We start from the raw sequence: 16,869 nt of genomic DNA, 5'->3' as shown, positions 1-16,869 counted from the left end.
GTGCGACGGATCACCGGGCGAGGCTATCCCCCGCGCCTCCCCCATGCGGGGGAGACCCTGCTCCGGGTTGTGAGCTGCACGGGGAGTCTCTTTAGACTGTCAACCTCCACGTCCAGCGACGTGCCTTCGGCGGCACGGTGCGCGAAGCCTAGATCGGATCGACATCGATGATCATCGGGATACCGAGAGAGTCCCTGCCCGGGGAGACGCGCGTCGCCGCGACCCCGCAGACCGTCGGGCAACTGCTCAAGCTCGGCTACGAGGTAGCCGTGGAGTCCGGGGCAGGTGCGGCCGCCAGTTTCTCCGATGCGGCGTACACCGAGGCCGGCGCCACCATCGGTGATCCGTGGGCCGGGGACATCATCCTCAAGGTCAACGCCCCGAACGACTACGAGATCGCCCTGCTGCGCGACGGCGCCACCCTCATCAGCCTGATCTCCCCGGCCCTCAAGCCCGAGCTGGTGGAGAAGCTGTCCGCGCGGCCCGTCACGGTGCTGGCGATGGACGCCGTACCCCGCATCTCGCGGGCGCAGTCCCTCGACGTGCTGTCCTCGATGGCCAACATCGCCGGGTATCGCGCGGTGGTCGAGGCCGCGCACCGCTTCGGCCGGTTCTTCACCGGGCAGGTCACCGCGGCGGGCAAGGTCCCCCCGGCCAAGGTCCTCGTCGTCGGCGCCGGCGTGGCCGGCCTCGCCGCGATCGGCGCGGCGGGCAGCCTGGGCGCCATCGTGCGCGCCACCGATCCGCGTCCCGAGGTGGCCGACCAGGTCAAGTCCCTGGGCGGTGAGTACCTGGCTGTCGATCCGGCCGCGGCCGAGGTGTCGGTGACCGGATACGCCAAGGAGATGGGCGACGACTACAAGGCCCGCGAGGCCGCGCTGTACGCCGACCAGGCCAAGGACGTCGACATCATCATCACCACGGCGCTGATCCCCGGACGGCCCGCGCCCCGGATCATCACCGCCGACATGGTCGCCTCGATGCGGCCCGGCAGCGTGATCGTCGACATGGCCGCCGCCAACGGCGGCAACGTCGAGGGCACGGTCAAGGACCAGGCCGTCGTCACCGACAACGGCGTCACGATCATCGGCTACACCGACCTCGCCGGCCGGCTGCCTGCCACCGCGTCGCAGCTCTACGGCACCAACCTGGTCAATCTGCTCAAGCTGGTCACGCCTGAGAAAAATGGCGAACTTCGACTGGATTTCCAGGATGTCGTGCAGCGGTCGGTGACCGTCGTCCGCGACGGCGAGCTCACCTGGCCGCCGCCCCCGGTGCAGGTCTCCGCGGCGCCCGCCGCGAAGGCCGCCGAGCCGGTTGCGCAGAAGCCCGTGAAGAAACCGATGTCGATGGGCCGGCGGCTGGGCATCACCTTCGCCGCCGCGGCCGTGCTGTTCGCGCTGATCGCCCTGTCCCCCGCCGCGCTGCAGGTCCACCTGACGGTGTTCGCGCTGGCGATCGTGATCGGCTACTACGTCATCGGCAACGTGCACCACGCGCTGCACACCCCGCTCATGTCGGTGACCAACGCGATCTCCGGCATCATTGTCGTCGGCGCTCTGCTGCAGATCGGACACGGCAACCCCGTCATCACCGCGGTCGCGTTCGCCGCGATCCTGCTCGCCAGCATCAACGTCTTCGGCGGCTTCGCGGTGACCCGCCGCATGCTGGCCATGTTCTCGAGGAGCTAGAAGCAATGTTCACTCTCGAAACCGCGGCCACTGCCGCCTACGTCGTCGCCGCGCTGCTGTTCATCCTGGCGCTGGCCGGCCTGTCCAAGCACGAGACGTCGCGCGCCGGTAACTCGTTCGGCATCGCCGGCATGGCGATCGCGCTGGTCGCGACGATCGTGCTGGCGCTGGCCCGCCACATCGAGCCGCTGGGGCTCGCGCTGCTGGTGGTGGCGATGGCCATCGGCGCCGCGATCGGACTGTGGCGCGCCAAGGTCGTCGAGATGACGGGCATGCCGGAGCTGATCGCGCTGCTGCACAGCTTCGTCGGCCTGGCCGCCGTGCTGGTCGGCTGGAACGGCTACCTGCATGTCGAACGTGATCTCGCCGGCGCCGAGGCCGTCCAGCTCGGCAGCGAGGGCATGCTCGGCATCCACTCGGCCGAGGTCGTGATCGGCGTGTTCATCGGCGCCGTGACGTTCACCGGCTCGATCGTCGCCAACCTGAAGCTGTCGGCACGCATCAAGAGCGCGCCGATGATGCTGCCGGGCAAGAACGCGCTGAACGTGGGCGCGCTGGTGCTGTTCGCGGCGTTGACGGTGTGGTTCGTGATCGACCCGCAGCTGTGGCTGCTCGTCGTCGTCACGGCGCTGGCGCTGCTGCTGGGCTGGCACCTGGTCGCCTCGATCGGCGGCGGCGACATGCCCGTCGTGGTGTCGATGCTCAACAGCTACTCCGGCTGGGCCGCGGCGGCGTCGGGCTTCCTGCTCGGCAACGATCTGCTGATCATCACCGGCGCGCTCGTCGGCTCCTCGGGTGCCTACCTGTCCTACATCATGTGCAAGGCGATGAACCGGTCGTTCATCTCGGTCATCGCCGGCGGCTTCGGGATCGAGGCCGGCCCGTCCGAAGACAAGGATTACGGCGAACACCGCGAGATCACCGCTGATGGCGCTGCGGAGCTGCTGTCCAACGCCAGCAGCGTGATCATCACGCCGGGTTACGGGATGGCCGTCGCCCAGGCGCAGTACGGGGTGGCCGAGCTGACCCGCAAGCTGCGCGAGCGTGGTGTCGAGGTCCGCTTCGGCATCCACCCCGTCGCCGGCCGCCTGCCCGGGCACATGAACGTGCTGCTGGCCGAGGCGAAGGTGCCCTACGACATCGTGCTCGAGATGGACGAGATCAACGACGACTTCGACGGCACGTCGGTCGTGCTGGTCATCGGCGCGAACGACACCGTCAACCCGGCGGCGTCGGAGGATCCGGGGTCACCGATCGCCGGTATGCCGGTGCTGACGGTGTGGAACGCCGACAACGTCATCGTGTTCAAGCGGTCGATGGCCTCCGGCTACGCCGGCGTGCAGAACCCGCTGTTCTTCCGGGAGAACACGCAGATGCTGTTCGGCGATGCCAAGGACCGGGTCGACGCGATCAACGCCGCCTTGGGAGCGACTCAGACCGTCTGACGACGATCAAGCGGCGAGGGGACGAGCCGCGTTGTGGGGGCACCTCCCGCTTGCGGGGGAGAGTCGGACAATTACGGCACCGTCTGAGGTTCCCGCGGTGACGCGGCGACGATCCGGCTGCCACGTCCGTCGGCCGACTCGATGTGCATCGATCCGCCCATCGCGTCGAACCGGGCCTGCAGCGAGCCGAGTCCGATGTGCCCGGCCGCCAGCGACCGGCCGACGACACCGGGATCGAAGCCACAGCCGTCGTCGGCGACGGTCAGGATGACGCGATCACCGCAACGCACCAGGTCGACGTTCACCGTCGTGGCACCCGCGTGCTTGCCGACGTTGGTGAGCAGCTCACGGGCCGCCCGGTACATCAGCGTCTGCGACGCTGGGTGGCCGACCTCGTCGAGTTCGGCGATGACGTCGACGTCGTGGCGAGTCTGGAACTGGCGCAACAGCTCTCGTACGCCCGCGGTGAGACCGAGCTGCGCGAGCACCTGCGGGTGCAGCTCCGACACCGTCGAGCGCAGCCCGGCGGCCGTCTCCTGCAGCGCGGTGTAGACGAGGTCCAGCGCGGGGTCGGCGTGACGCTCACGGGCCTCGTCGAGTTCCAGCCGGGCGGCGAGCAGCGTCTGCAGCGGCCCGTCGTGCAGGTGCTCGGCGACCTCGCGGTTGTGTCGCTCGTCGGACTGCATCGCCTCGGACACCAAATGCCTGCGCACCTCCTGCAGCGCGGTCAGCCGGGCCGCGCGCCAGGCCAGCACGAGGCTCAGCGCGGTGGTGGCCACCGCCATCCACACCATGAAGCCGAAGTGCGTGTAGACCATGTTGGGCAGACCGACGCGGTCATCACGCTTGGAGTAGAAGATCCACACCGCGAGGTAGCCGAGCGCCGTCACCCCGCCGATGAGCGCCGAGAGACCCGGCCGGTCCTGGAACGCCACCGAGATGGGCAGCAGGAAGAACACGGGGAGCAGCGCCGCGGTCGCGCCACCGGACACCAGGCAGAGCGCGATGATGACCGTCAGATCGATGACCGTCGACGTCCAGTCGGCCCAGCGCGGCACCGGGCCGCGCACCACCGCGATCAACCACACCACGGCCGCGATCGCGTAGCAGCCCAGGATCGCGGCGTAGAGCTGTGGCAACCAGTGGTCGACATCCCAGATCCACACCAGCACACCGATCAGGGCGATCAGGGGCAGTCGCAGTAGCGCCGAGACGCGCACCGGTTCGGCGGCCAGGAAGTCGCGCCAGAGGCGCACCCGCTCCATCCCGGGTCAGTCCAGCAGTTTGCGACGCATCGCCTCGGCGACCGCGGCCGCCCGGTCGCTCACGCCGAGCTTCTCGTAGAGCCGCTGCACATGCGTTTTCACCGTCGACGGCGCCAGGAACAGCTCCTTGGCCATCGCGGGAATGCTGGCGCCACCTGCGATGAGCACGAGGACTTCTCGTTCGCGCGGACTGAGCGCCGGGGCGTCGGGTTCGGCGCGCCGCCGGATCTCGCCCGCGAGCCCCGCGGCGAGGCTCGGCGCGACCACGTCGCGGCCCTTCGCGCAGTCGAGCACCGCGTTGACCAGTTCGCTGCGGGTCGACTCCTTGGGCAGGAATCCGGCCGCCCCGTCCTGCAGCGCCCGGTACACGATCGCCGACTCGTCGTGCGCGGAGATGAGCAGCACCCGGGTGGGCAGTGCATCGCGGACCACTGCGGCGGCAACGGCGGCGCCGTCCATCCCCGGCATGCGGTAGTCGAGCAGCGCCACCTGGGGCCGGTGCTCGCGGATGGCGGCCAGCGCGGCGGTTCCGTCGTCGGCCTCGGCCACCACCTCGATGGAGCCGCTGGACTGCAACGCCCGGACCACGCCGTCGCGGAACATCGGGTGGTCGTCGCCGACCACCACGCTGACCCGCTCCGACATGGCGATCAGCATTCCACAGCGAATCCCTGCGACGTCCCGTTTCCTCGCGCGCGAGCCGCACTGGGTAGACTGGCGCGCAGTTGAGGGGGCGAAGCCATGGCCCCGCGGCACCGCTGTCTGTTGGCGTGAGGCCCTGATGACCACTGCACATGAGGATCTCGAGTTCGAGAGCCGTGATCTCGCGGCCACGGAGGATTTCCTGGTCCGTGCCTACACCAAGATGTCGATCGGTGCGGGCGACGGTGAGACCGCGTCCGCCCGGATCGAACGTCGCTGGTTGGGTGAGATCAGCTATGACGAGCTCGATCTCGGCTTCTCGATGTCCTATGACGCCGACCCGCTGGGCCGTATCTGTCTGTGCCGGGTGCACGACGGGACGATCGAGGAGAACTTCATCGACGAGCCGACCGACGTGTTCGCTCCCGGCGATGTCACGCTGTTCTCCCCGCCCGAGCTGCCGTACTCCGGGCGGGTGCTGAGCGCACGGTACGACCTGACGATGTTCGGCACCGATCTGCTGGACCGGGTCGCGTCGACGGTCGACGGCGCGCGCGTGCGGTTGACGGGTCACCGTGCGGTGTCTGTTGACGCACACCAGCGCCTGGACCGCGCGATCTCCTACGTCCGTGATGTGGTGATGTCCGACGAGGTTGCGGTCACCCCGCTGGTGGCGTCGACGACGGAGTCGATGCTCGCGGCGGTGGTGCTCGAGGCGTTCCCGACGACCGCCGCCGTCGAGCTCACGGCGACGGACCGCCTCGACGCGAAACCCGAATTACTCAGGCGTGCAATTTCTTTCATCGAGAGCAGTGCCGATTGCGATGTCGCGGTGACCGACATCGCGGAGAGTATCCACGTGACGCCGCGGGCCCTGCAGTACATGTTCCGCAAGCACCTGGACATGACGCCGATGGAGTACCTTCGCCGCGTCCGGCTCGACCATGCCCACCGCGACTTGCTCCGCTCCGATCCGGCGGACACCACGGTGTCGATCATCGCGGCCCGCTGGGGGTTCGCGCACACCGGCCGCTTTGCGGCGATGTACCGCCGGGCCTACGGGGTCAATCCATCGGATTCGTTGCGCCGCTGAGCTATTGGGATGCCGTCAACCCTCGGGTGGCCGGGCCCTCGATGAGCGCGCCGTCGGGTGCGAACCGGGATCCGTGCAGCGGGCACTCCCAGGCGAGGTCGGAGTCGTTCCAGTTGACGACGCCGCCGAGGTGCGGGCACACCGGGGACACGGTGCGGGTGACGCCGTCGACGACGCTGGTGGCCGTCATCTTCCACGGCGCACCGCTGACCACGCCCTGCCCCTCCTCGGGAACCTCCGACGACGCGGTGAGCGGGGAGATCCACCCCTTGGCGAGCTGGAACCCGACCTCCATGTTGAGCTGCAGCGCGGTCGGGATGCCGGTGAGTTCGTGCGGGCTCCAGCTGGCGAACGCCGCCGCCCAGTCCATGCGGCCGCCGAGGATGCGGGAAGACAGCGCCAGCGCCGCGGCCACCCCGTTGGTCATCCCCCACTTGTCGAATCCCGTTGCCACGAGGATGTTTTCCATCTTCGGCAGCAGCGGCCCGACATAGGGCAGTTCGTCGATCGGGTGGTAGTCCTGCGCCGACCAGTAGTGGGTCTGTACGGCGCCGGGGAAGTGCAGGGCCGCCCAACGCGCCAGTTCGGTGACGGCGTCCTTCGGGTGCGAGGACCGCCCGACGGTGTGGCCGGCACCGCCGACGATGAGCTTGTCGCCGGTGTCGCCGGGTGCGTACCGCACCGAGCGGCTCGGCGAGTCGACCGATAGGTACATCGATCGGGTGATGTCGCCGGGAACGTCAAAAGCCATGCAGTAGGAGCGTTTCGGCTCCATGCGAGCGAAGAAGAGGCCGCGGTCGAGGACCGGGATCCCGGTGGCCAGCACGACGCGCTGCGCGGTGACGGTGTGCTCGGCGGCCCGGGTGTCCTGTTCGCCGGCGGTCCGACGCAGGGCCACCCGCAGCGGCCCGCTGCCCGACACCGAGGTGGCGCGCACCCCCTGAAGCAGGATGCCGCCGTGGCGTTCGAGTTCGGTGACCAGGCTGGACAGGTAGGGAATCGGGTCGATCTGCGCCTGATCGCGCAGCCGCACCCCGCCGGCGAACGGGAACGGGACGTCGGCCTCGTCGACCCAGTGCGCATCCAGTCCGGCCTCGCGGCACGCCGCGTGGACGTCGCGCACCGTGCTGAGCCCCTGTGCGTTCTGTGCGTACGCGTGGTCGTCCTCGCGCTGGTAGCTGAGCCCGTGTTCCTCGCAGTGCCGCACGAGCCAGTCCCGGCCCTCGGTGTTGCCGGTGACATAGGCGCGCAACGTGTCGGTGCCGTGCTTTCCGGCGATGCTGGCCAGCTTGCTGCCCTGCAGCACGCTCACCTTGCCGGTGGTGTTGCCGGTCGTCGCCGCTCCCACGTGGCGGGCTTCGACCACGACGACCGACTTACCGGCCCGCGACAGCAACAGCGCGGTGGTCAGGCCGGTGATCCCCGCGCCGACCACGACGACGTCGGCGGCGGTGACGCTGTCGATCTGGCTGGCCGGGGTGGGGGCTTCCAGGCGGCCGTCGGTCCACAGTGAAGGCATGGCGCGCGGTGTACCCGTGGCCGGTGCGGCCAAACGGTGCCACGTTTGATCGCCTCGGATCGGGGCAGACATCTTCAGGTGAGCATCTCGGACCTGACCACTCTCCCCCTGAAGGCCGGTTCGGCGCTGCGCAGCCGGCGCGTCTTCCACCCCGCCGGGGTGTTGTGTGCAGGGACGGTCACGCGGGTGGCCCCGGACGGCGAGGGGCTGCCGCTGGTGTCCGGTGAGGTCGTCGGCCGGATCTCCAAGGGCGCAGGCACGCCCGGCTCTCTGCCCGACTTCGCCGGGCTGGCGTGGCGGATGCAGCGCGACGCTGACGCTGCGGTGCCGTGGGACGTGCTGATGGTGTCGTCGACGGCGCGGGTGGTGCTGCGGCCGACGCGGACGTGGCCGGCGGCGCAGTACTCCACGCTCATGCCGCTGGGGTATCGCGGTGGTGTGTTCTGGCTGCGGGCTCACATGGTGACCGCGGTCGACCACGATGGATTGTCGGTGGAGGCGATACGTACGCGGCTGGCCTCGGGACCGGTCGAGTTCACCGTCGAGCAAGCCCGCGGCGGCGGGGCTTTCACACCGCTGGCGACGTTGCGATTCGAGCGCGCGCTGTGCGGTGACGAGCCCGAATGCGATCAGCCGTTCGACCCGACGCAACGCAGCGGCGCGCAGATCGAGCTGCTGCCGCAGTGGCTCACGTCACTGCGCAAGTCCGCCTACCGCAACAGCCGGGAGGGCCGCGGAGCGGAGTGAGACACGTGTCATATCGTGGCGGGCATGGACTTCGCGATGTCTGCCAAAGGGGCCGATTACCACGCGCGGTTGACCGAGTTCATGGTCGAGCGCGTCATCCCCGCCGAGGAGTCCTACGAGAGGTACCGCCGAGAGGCCGGTCCCGGGGATCACACGGTGCCACCGGTGGTCGAGGAGTTGAAGGCCGAAGCCAAGAAGCGCGGCTTGTGGAATCTGTTCCTGCCCGCTGAATCCGGGCTCACCAACCTGGAATACGCGCCGCTGGCGGAGCTGACGGGCTGGAGCATGGAGATCGGCCCGGAGGTCACCAACTGCGCAGCCCCCGACACCGGCAACATGGAGACGCTGCATCTGTTCGCGACTCCGGAGCAGCGCGAGCAGTGGCTCGAACCGCTGCTGGCCGGCGAGATCCGCAGCGCGTTCGCGATGACCGAACCGGCGGTGGCCTCCAGCGATGCGCGCAACATCGAGACCACGATGTTGCGCGACGGGGACGACTACGTCATCAACGGCCGCAAGTGGTGGATCTCCGGCGCCGCTGATCCGCGGTGCAAGATCCTGATCGTGATGGGTCGTACCAACCCGGATGCGGCCAGTCACCAGCAGCAGTCGATGATCTTGGTGCCCGTCGACACCCCGGGGGTGTCGATCGAGCGGTCGCTGCCGGTGTTCGGCTGGCAGGACCAGCACGGCCACTGCGAGGTCTCCTTCGACAACGTGCGAGTGCCGTCGTCGAACCTGCTCGATTCCGAGGGCAGCGGGTTCGCGATCGCCCAAGCCCGGTTGGGCCCGGGCCGCATCCACCACTGCATGCGCGCGATCGGCGTGGCCGAGCGGGCGCTGGCGCTGATGATTGACCGGGTGCAGAGCCGCGTCGCGTTCGGCAAGCCGCTGGCCGAGCAGGGCGTGGTGCGTGAGCAGATCGCGTTGTCGCGCAACCAGATCGATCAGACACGGATGCTGTGCCACAAGGCGGCGTGGACGATCGACCAGGTCGGCAACAAGCACAAGGACGCCCAGCTGCTGGTCGCGCAGATCAAGGCGGTGGCGCCGAAGATGGCGTGCGACGTCATCGACCGCGCGATCCAGGTGCACGGCGGGATGGGCATCTGTGACGATGTGCCGCTGGCCCGCATGTACGGCTGGCATCGGGCGATGCGGCTGTTCGACGGGCCTGACGAGGTGCACATGCGCACGATCGCCAGAGCCGAGTTGGGCAAAGAGAAGTCGGCGCTGGCCGCGGCGGCATGCCGCCCGACGGGCGTAGCGGTGACCAGCTAGTGGCTTCGGCCGGCGACGAGCTGTCGGGCGCCTGGAACTTCCGCGATGTCGCCGAGCAGACCGGCATCGTGCCCGGCCGCTTCTTCCGCGCCAGCGAGCTGTCCAAGCTCGACGACGCCGGGCGTGCCGCGTTGCGCGGGTTCGGCGTGACCGACGTCGCCGATCTGCGCACGCTGCGCGAGCTGGAGCGTCATGGTCCCGGGCTGGTGCCCGACGGGGTCGACATCCACCATCTGCCGTTCGTCGAGACGACGGCGTCTGATGACGAGGCGCCGCACGAGCACGCGTTCAAGCGGATGATGACCGAGAAGTCCGACGGCGAGTCGGTCGCCGACGCGGCGGCGCGCTACATGACCGAGGAGTACGGGCGGATCGCGAGCGCTCCGCTGGCGCAGCGGGCGGTCCGCGAGGTGGTGACGCTGCTGGGCTCGGGGCGACGCGTGTTGGCGCACTGCTTCGCGGGCAAGGATCGCACGGGCTTCACGACCGCGGTGGTGCTCGAGGCGGCCGGCGTGGGGCGCGACGCGGTGATGGCGGACTACCTGCGCAGCAACGAGGCGGTGCCGCAGCTGCGGGAGAGCATCCTGGCAAATTTGAGGGCGCGGGCGGCGGAGTCGCCGGAGGTGTTGGATCTCGCGGAGGCCCGGCTCACCGATTCGGTGCTGGGGGTGCGCGAGCAGTACCTGGCAGCGGCGCTGGGCACGGTCGATGACCAATTCGGTTCTCTGACAGGCTATCTGGAGGCCAGCGGGCTCACGGCGGCGGATCTGCAGCGGTTGCGCACGCAGCTGCAGGGCTAGTCCAGGTAGAGCGCCACCCGGTCCCAGAAGTGTTCGTCGTCGCGGCCTGCGGCGATCCCAGCGCGGGCGCGCAGTTCCATCGCGCGGCGGTGGATGCGTTGCTCGGTCGTCCGAGGCATCTCGGCCGGCGCGTACTTGCCGCGGCGGACCAGCCGCACGCGGCCCCGTTCGCGCTCCCACCGCAAAGCATCGGACACGGTCTTGGCGGGACGGCCCGCGACGGTGAAACCCTGGTATTCGAGCGCGTCGAGCAGGTCGGGGATCGTCTGTGGGCCGACGCGGAACAGGTGGTCGGTGATGACGGACCGCAGGCCGATTCCGCGGATTTCGTAGAGCTCGGACATGAGCGCAATCTCGCACGGCGCACCGACAGCGCACGGCATCGCGCGCGAGACAGAGTTACTCGCCGGCCCACCCCGAGCGACTTTGTCGCCGGATACACAGCCCGGCTAACCTGACACCGACACTGTCGCTGACGGTGGGCCGCCGGCACACATGCCCGTCACACGGTCAGATACACCCCGACCGCCCACGCCACCGTCGCCAACAGCGCCCCCGTCAACTCCACGCCCACCGACAACGCCGCCCCTTTGACCGCGTGCACCGTCGACGCCCAAGCACGCCTCAGATCGCCACGCGACACCAGTTCAGCGCCGAACACCCCGCCGACGAATCCGATCACCAGCCCGACGACCGGGATCACGAAGAAGCCGACGATGCCGGCCAGCGCCCCCACCACCAGTACCGACGTCCGCACCTGGGCGTCGCGCATACGCCGCGCCGGCCACACGTACTTCACCACTGCCGCCGCAGCGAAACACGCCGCCGCGATGCCGAACGTCACCCACGCGACGGCCCCGCCTTCGACGAACGCCCACACCCCGATCGCCGCGATCACCAGAATCCCGCCGGGCAGGATCGGTACCAGGATGCCCACCAGACCCACCGCGATCACCAGCCCGACCAGGACGATGCCGGCAGCGCTCACGCCCGATCAGCCCGCCATCGGGGTGTTGACCTTGTCCGCCTCGATCGTCACGATCAGCCGGGTCTCATCCGGGTTGCCGCTGAAATAGGGATACGGGATGCCCAGGTACTTCTGCGACAACTCGTCGATGTGTTCTTTGCCGCCCTCGCTGGTCATCGACGTCACGCGGCCGCGCACCTCGTAGAACCGGGAGACGTTGTCGGGGTCGGCGACGTTGACCGCGATGCGCGGATCGCGCCGCAGGTTCCGTTCCTTCTGCATGCCGCCCACGATGTTGAGCACGACGTTGGCGCCGTCGGTGGTCACCCATGTCTCCGTGAGCTGCGGTGAGCCGTCGGCCATCAGCGTGGCAACGAAACACGGGCTCGGCTTGCCGAGCAGTTCGATCAGATCATCCGGCAATGCGACAGCCATGGTCACGATCCTCTCACGCTCCGAGTTGCTCGGCGAGATCACCGAAATCATCTGCCACGACGTCGAATTCATCCGTAGCAGGCTTGCGCAGCGTCCGCTCCGGACCGTACTCGGCAGGCCGGAACACGAAGCCGGTGCGCAGACCGGCGTCACGCGCCGCCCGCAGGTCCGACGGGTGCGCAGCCACCATCATCAGCTCATCCGGCGCCACATCGAGGATCTCGGCGCAGCCACGATACGTCTCAGGGTCGGGCTTGTAATGCCGGAATATCTCGGCGGAGAGCACGCAGTCCCACGGCAGCCCTGCGTATTTGGCCATGTTCGTCAGCAGAGACACGTTGCCGTTGGACAGCGTGGTGATGACGAATCGCTTCTTGAGCCGCGTCAGCCCCGCCACCGCATCCGGCCACGGGTCCAACCGGTGCCACGCCCGGTTCAGGTCGTGGATCTCCGCGTCGTCGACGTCGATCCCGCGGTCACCGAGCAGCTCCACGAGGCGCCCGCGATGCAGGTCGTCGATCCGGGTCCACGGCAGCTCCCCGCGGCGCACCCGATCCATCGCGGGGACGTAGCCGGCCCGCCAGTCATCGGCGAACGCCGACCAGTCGTCGGAGATCCCATGCCGGTCGCCGAACGCCGCCAGTTCACGGGCCACGCTGGAGCGCCAGTCGACGACGGTGCCGAACACGTCGAACGCCAGCGCCCGGATCATCACGTCTCGAGAACCAGCTTCCCGTTGATCGCGCCGTCGGCCAGCTTCTGCAGCGCCTCCGCCCCGTTCGAGAGCGGAAACCGCACCGGCTCAGGGGGTCTCAGGCCCTGCGCCACCAGCTCGGCCAAGCCGGCACCGACCTCGGCCTGGGCGCTCGGGGTGCGTCTGACGAATTCGCCCCAGCCGACCCCGACGACACTGACGTTGCGCAGCAACAGCCGGTTCACCTTGACCGTCGGGATGCCACCGGCCGCGAAACCGATGACCAGCAGCCGGCCCTCGGGGGCCAGCGCTCGGATGGCGTCGTCGAAGGCAGACCCACCGATCGGGTCCACCACGACATCGACTCCGCGGCCGTCGGTGTGCTCCTTGACCGCATCCAGCCATCCATCGGTCAGCGGCAGAACGACGTCGGCACCAAGGGATTTCACGAAGTCCACCGCCGACGGACGGTGCACCATCGCGACCACGCGAGCGCCCAGACCTTTCGCGATCTGCACCGCCGCGGTCCCGACGCCGCCGCCTGAGCCGAGCACCAGCACCGTTTCCCCAGCCCGCAGCGCCGCGCGGCGCTGCAGCGCGAAGTACATCGTGTAGTAGTTGCCCAGCAGGGCCGCCGCGGCCGCGTCGTCCACGTCGGGCGGTGTGGGCACCACGCTGCCCGGGTCGACGGCCACCTGCTCGGCGTACCCGCCGAGCATCGTGAAGGCCGAGACCCGTTGTCCGACAGTCAGAGACGAACCCGCTGGCGCAGACCGCACCGTGCCTGCCACTTCCATGCCCGGCACGAACGGCGGATCCAGCCGCAGCTGGTACTCGCCGCGCAGCAGCAGAAGATCCGGGAAGCAGACCCCGGCCGCTCGTACGTCGATCACCACCTGCCCGTCGCCCGCGGGGTCTGGCATGTCCGTGTAGGACAACCCCGCGGGTCCGGACAACTCCTGCGCGACAAGCGCTTTCATACAGTGCTCAGCCGAGGTTGAACGACGCGCGCTCGGCCGCGGACAGATCGGTGATCTCGCCCCACTTACCCGCGACGTCGTCGACCGACGGCACCTCGGTGAACGTCACACCCTTGTTCTGGAACAGTGCCACCCGCTGGACCTTGCCGCCGCCGACGATGAACACCGACGCGGTGTCGGGCACCTCTTCGGTGCACAGGTAGGCCACCACCGGGGCGACGTACTCGGGTGTGAGCTTCTCGAAGACCTCGGGCGGCAGGATGTCCTGCGTCATCCGGGTGGCCGCGATCGGGGCGATCGCGTTGGTCTTGATGTTGTACTTGGCGCCTTCCTGGGCCAGCGTGTTGATCATGCCGACGAGGCCGAGCTTGGCAGCGCCGTAGTTGGCCTGGCCGAAGTTGCCGAACAGTCCGCTGGTCGAGGTCGCGACGACGACGCGGCCGAACCCGTTCTCCCGGAAGTGCGGCCAGGCCGCCCGGACGACGTTGTAGCCGCCGTACAGGTGCACCTTCAGCACGGCGTCCCAGTTGGCGAACTCCATCTTGTGGAAGGTGCCGTCGCGCAGGATGCCCGCGTTGCTGACCACACCGTCGACCTTGCCGAACTCGTCGACCGCGGTCTTGATGATGTTGGCAGCGCCCTCGGGCTCGGCGACGGAGTCGTAGTTGGCCACCGCGCGCCCACCGGCGTCCTTGATCTCTTTGACGACCTCGTCTGCCATGTTGTGGCCGGCGCCGGTGCCGTCGCGCGCGCCGCCGAGATCGTTGACGACCACGCTGGCACCTTCGCGGGCCAGCGTCAGCGCGTATTCGCGGCCGAGGCCGCCTCCGGCGCCGGTGACCACGACGACGCGATCCTGCACTCCTGGCATGTCTATCCCCTTTCAGAACAACCGACGGGCGAGCTTCCAAGCCTTCTCTGTATACGGGGGATAGATGAAGCCGCCGACGTCGGGTCGGGTCGTCTTGGTCATCACCGTCTTGCGGTGGCTGAACGTCTCGAAGCCGTACTTGCCGTGGTAGGCGCCCATGCCGGACGGGCCGACGCCGCCGAACGGCAGCTTGTGGGTGGCGAAGTGGAACAGCAGGTGGTTGATCACCATGCCGCCGGCGGCGACGTCACGGATCACGCGCTCCCGCACGGCTTTGGTCTTGGTGAACAGATAGGCCGCCAGCGGCTTGGGCCGCGCATTGACGAAAGTGATTGCCTCGTCCAGGGATCCGACGGTGACCACGGGCAGGATCGGACCGAAGATCTCGTCGGTCATCAGCGGCTCGGCGGGGTCGGGATCGACGACGACCGTCGGCTGGATCCTGATGTCGGCGGCACTCGAGCCGCCGCCCACCGCCACGTTGCCCTTGGTGGCCGCCAGCGCGTTGACCAGCCGGTTGAAGTGGCGCTCGTTGACGATGCGCTTGCCGCCGGGGTTACCGGCCTCGAACTCGTTGACGGCATCGCGCAGTTTGTCGACCAGCTGGTCGCGGATGGACGCCTCGGCGAGCACGTAGTCCGGTGCGATGCAGATCTGCCCGGAGTTGATCAGCTTGGTCCAGGCGATGCGCTTGGCGGCGACGTCGATGTCGGCATCGGCCGACACGATCACCGGGCTCTTGCCACCGAGTTCGAGCGTCACCGGGGTCAGGTGGGCGGCGGCGCTCTCGTAGACCTTGCGGCCGATCTCGGTGCCGCCGGTGAACAGCAGGTAGTCGAAGCCCTGCTCGATGAGCTCCTGGCTGACCACACCGTCGCCCTCGATGACCGCGATCGCGTCGTTGTCGAGGTACCGCGGCACCAGCTCGGCCATCAGCGCCGACGACGCCGGTGCGATCTCCGACGGCTTGAGCACCACCGCGTTTCCGGCCGCGATGGCGCCGACGGCGGGGCCCAGTGTCAGCGCGAACGGGAAGTTCCATGCGCCGATGATCAGCACGGTGCCGTACGGCTCGTACTCGACCCAGCCGCGGCCGGGCAGCTGGGAGAACTCCAACATCCGGTAGCGGCGCTTCATCCACTTGCCGACGCTCTTGGCGGCCGAAGCAGCCTCACCGGCGGTGCTGGCGACGTCGGCCAGCCACGCCTCGAACGGCTTGCGGTCCAGGTCTTTGGCCAGCGCGTCGGCGATCGCCGCCTCGTTCTCGGTCATCAACCGTTCGAGCGCTTGCAGCTGCTGTTTGCGCCATTCGACGCTGCGGGTGCGGCCGGAGGCGAAGGTGTCGCGGAGCCGGCGGACGGTGGCCGCGATGTCGGGGGTGTCGGCGCCCAGGTCGACGGGCACGGCGGAATCGGTGGTCATGAAGGGTCTCCTTGGTCTGACCGGCGAGTACCCCGAATCGTAGCCAACCATCCAGTTGGTGAACAGGCCGCTCAGAGTCGCTCGGCGGTGGTGAACGTCGAGAACGACTCGTTGTCGCTGTCCTCGAGTTCCACATATCGGTTCAGCCGCCGCATCTCGTCCTGCGACGGGATCGCGTGTGCGCGCCAGCCGTGCGCGCCGAGCCAGTCGGCGACCTCGGCCCGGTCCGGGTCCTCGTAGGTGAGGTCGGTGATGTCGGCCGGCTGCGTGCCGAACTGGGCGACGATGCGGGAGAACCGTTCCCGCATCCGCTCACGCCGGTCGGTCGCATGCAGGCCCATCGATTCCGCGGCGACGCGGCTGCCAGGCGCGCTGAGCTCTGTCATGCGGGCGAACAGCAGATCCTGCGCATCGGACGGCAGGTACATCAGGAGACCCTCGGCCAGCCACGCCGTGGGCTGGGCGGGATCGAAGCCGGCGCTGCGCAATGCGGCGGGCCAATCCTGGCGCAGATCGATCGGCACGGCACGGCGGTCAGCGCTCGGCTCGACCTGATGCGCGGCCAACGTCTTCGCCTTGTAGTCGAGCACTTTGGGCTGGTCGAGTTCGTAGACGGTGGTGCCGCTCGGCCACGGCAGCCGGAAGGCGCGGGAGTCGAGGCCGGAGGCCAGGATCACCACCTGCCGGATGCCGGCGTCGACGGCCTCGGTGAAGAAGGCGTCGAAGAAGTGCGTGCGCACCGCCTGGTAGTTGTTCATGTTCTCGAACATCGCCGCGACCTCCGGGTCGGACGCGGCCACCGTGTCGAGGAATCCGTCGTCGAGCATCAGCTCCCACACCCCGGTCCCGGCGTCGGCGATCAGGATCTTGGCGTAGGGATCTCGGATGAGGGCGTCGTCGCGGCGGCTCTCCGCCGCCCGGGCGGCGGCGACCATGACGGCCGTGCTGCCGACGCTGGTGCTGATGTCCCACGTGTCGTCGTCAGTGCGCGCTGAGCTCATACTTCGGCAGTCTATC

Annotated in this window: 17 protein-coding genes; 6 read left to right on the top strand and 11 right to left on the bottom strand. The window is 68.8% G+C overall.

All coding sequences use genetic code 11. The annotated features are described in order from the left end of the window. Positions 1-167: 167 nt before the first annotated feature. Positions 168-1,691 (top strand): Re/Si-specific NAD(P)(+) transhydrogenase subunit alpha, encoded by a 1,524-nt coding sequence (locus DMB80_RS10500; protein ID WP_111509805.1) that lies wholly within the window; start codon positions 168-170, stop codon positions 1,689-1,691. Positions 1,692-1,696: 5 nt separating this feature from the next. Beyond that, positions 1,697-3,136 (top strand): Re/Si-specific NAD(P)(+) transhydrogenase subunit beta, encoded by a 1,440-nt coding sequence (pntB, locus tag DMB80_RS10495; RefSeq protein WP_111509804.1) that lies wholly within the window; start codon positions 1,697-1,699, stop codon positions 3,134-3,136. Between the two features lie 71 nt (positions 3,137-3,207). Here pntB and DMB80_RS10490 read toward each other — a convergent pair whose 3' ends face one another. Continuing rightward, the gene (locus DMB80_RS10490; RefSeq protein ID WP_111509803.1) at positions 3,208-4,401 is read right to left on the bottom strand and encodes a sensor histidine kinase; all 1,194 of its coding nucleotides are present in this window, start codon (positions 4,399-4,401) and stop codon (positions 3,208-3,210) included. Positions 4,402-4,407: 6 nt separating this feature from the next. Further along, the gene (locus DMB80_RS10485; RefSeq protein ID WP_111509802.1) at positions 4,408-5,058 is read right to left on the bottom strand and encodes a response regulator; all 651 of its coding nucleotides are present in this window, start codon (positions 5,056-5,058) and stop codon (positions 4,408-4,410) included. Between the two features lie 124 nt (positions 5,059-5,182). Between DMB80_RS10485 and DMB80_RS10480 the strand changes: the two genes are divergently transcribed. Then, entirely contained in the window at positions 5,183-6,136 is a 954-nt protein-coding gene (locus DMB80_RS10480) for a helix-turn-helix transcriptional regulator (RefSeq protein ID WP_111509801.1), read from the top strand. A 1-nt stretch (position 6,137) separates the two neighbouring features. On the opposite strand, the gene DMB80_RS10475 is transcribed toward DMB80_RS10480, so the two are convergent. Then, positions 6,138-7,655, bottom strand: coding sequence for an FAD-dependent oxidoreductase (locus tag DMB80_RS10475; RefSeq protein ID WP_111509800.1), 1,518 nt, complete (start codon positions 7,653-7,655; stop codon positions 6,138-6,140). A 78-nt stretch (positions 7,656-7,733) separates the two neighbouring features. Here DMB80_RS10475 and DMB80_RS10470 point away from each other — a divergent pair, with 78 nt between their 5' ends. The 3 genes from DMB80_RS10470 to DMB80_RS10460 are packed head-to-tail and all read left to right on the top strand — an operon-like array spanning position 7,734 to position 10,483. Beyond that, positions 7,734-8,402 (top strand): phosphodiesterase, encoded by a 669-nt coding sequence (locus DMB80_RS10470; protein ID WP_111509799.1) that lies wholly within the window; start codon positions 7,734-7,736, stop codon positions 8,400-8,402. A gap of 36 nt (positions 8,403-8,438) precedes the next feature. Then, a complete protein-coding gene (locus DMB80_RS10465; protein ID WP_240431117.1) occupies positions 8,439-9,683 on the top strand; it encodes an acyl-CoA dehydrogenase family protein in 1,245 nt (414 codons plus the stop codon). Next, complete coding sequence (locus DMB80_RS10460) at positions 9,683-10,483, top strand: tyrosine-protein phosphatase (protein WP_111509797.1); 801 nt, start codon at positions 9,683-9,685, stop codon at positions 10,481-10,483. The genes DMB80_RS10465 and DMB80_RS10460 overlap by 1 nt, the downstream gene beginning before the upstream one ends. On the opposite strand, the gene DMB80_RS10455 is transcribed toward DMB80_RS10460, so the two are convergent. The 8 genes from DMB80_RS10455 to DMB80_RS10420 form a co-directional block, all read right to left on the bottom strand. Then, positions 10,480-10,827 (bottom strand): hypothetical protein, encoded by a 348-nt coding sequence (locus DMB80_RS10455; RefSeq protein WP_046364295.1) that lies wholly within the window; start codon positions 10,825-10,827, stop codon positions 10,480-10,482. The genes DMB80_RS10460 and DMB80_RS10455 overlap by 4 nt on opposite strands. A 158-nt stretch (positions 10,828-10,985) precedes the next feature. Continuing rightward, positions 10,986-11,471, bottom strand: a complete 486-nt coding sequence (locus tag DMB80_RS10450; RefSeq protein WP_111509796.1) for a DUF456 domain-containing protein — start codon at positions 11,469-11,471, stop codon at positions 10,986-10,988. Positions 11,472-11,477: 6 nt separating this feature from the next. Further along, the gene (locus DMB80_RS10445) at positions 11,478-11,885 is read right to left on the bottom strand and encodes a PPOX class F420-dependent oxidoreductase (RefSeq protein ID WP_111509873.1); all 408 of its coding nucleotides are present in this window, start codon (positions 11,883-11,885) and stop codon (positions 11,478-11,480) included. 13 nt (positions 11,886-11,898) lie between these two features. After that, positions 11,899-12,597 carry a haloacid dehalogenase type II gene (locus DMB80_RS10440; protein WP_205538618.1) on the bottom strand — a complete coding sequence of 233 codons (699 nt, stop codon included), beginning with the start codon at positions 12,595-12,597 and terminating at the stop codon, positions 11,899-11,901. Then, positions 12,597-13,559 (bottom strand): NADPH:quinone oxidoreductase family protein, encoded by a 963-nt coding sequence (locus tag DMB80_RS10435; RefSeq protein ID WP_111509794.1) that lies wholly within the window; start codon positions 13,557-13,559, stop codon positions 12,597-12,599. The genes DMB80_RS10440 and DMB80_RS10435 overlap by 1 nt, the downstream gene beginning before the upstream one ends. 7 nt (positions 13,560-13,566) lie before the next feature. Beyond that, positions 13,567-14,430, bottom strand: coding sequence for an SDR family NAD(P)-dependent oxidoreductase (locus tag DMB80_RS10430; RefSeq protein WP_111509793.1), 864 nt, complete (start codon positions 14,428-14,430; stop codon positions 13,567-13,569). A gap of 12 nt (positions 14,431-14,442) precedes the next feature. After that, complete coding sequence (locus DMB80_RS10425) at positions 14,443-15,852, bottom strand: aldehyde dehydrogenase family protein (protein ID WP_111509792.1); 1,410 nt, start codon at positions 15,850-15,852, stop codon at positions 14,443-14,445. A 71-nt stretch (positions 15,853-15,923) separates the two neighbouring features. Then, positions 15,924-16,853 (bottom strand): class I SAM-dependent methyltransferase, encoded by a 930-nt coding sequence (locus tag DMB80_RS10420; RefSeq protein ID WP_111509791.1) that lies wholly within the window; start codon positions 16,851-16,853, stop codon positions 15,924-15,926. Positions 16,854-16,869 lie beyond the last annotated feature (16 nt).

Origin of the sequence: Mycobacterium kyogaense (assembly GCF_003254575.1) — a bacterium.
GTDB lineage: Bacteria > Actinomycetota > Actinomycetes > Mycobacteriales > Mycobacteriaceae > Mycobacterium > Mycobacterium kyogaense.
The sequence above is the reverse complement of the archived record's forward strand: the minus strand, read 5'-3'. Positions and strand labels throughout refer to the sequence as shown.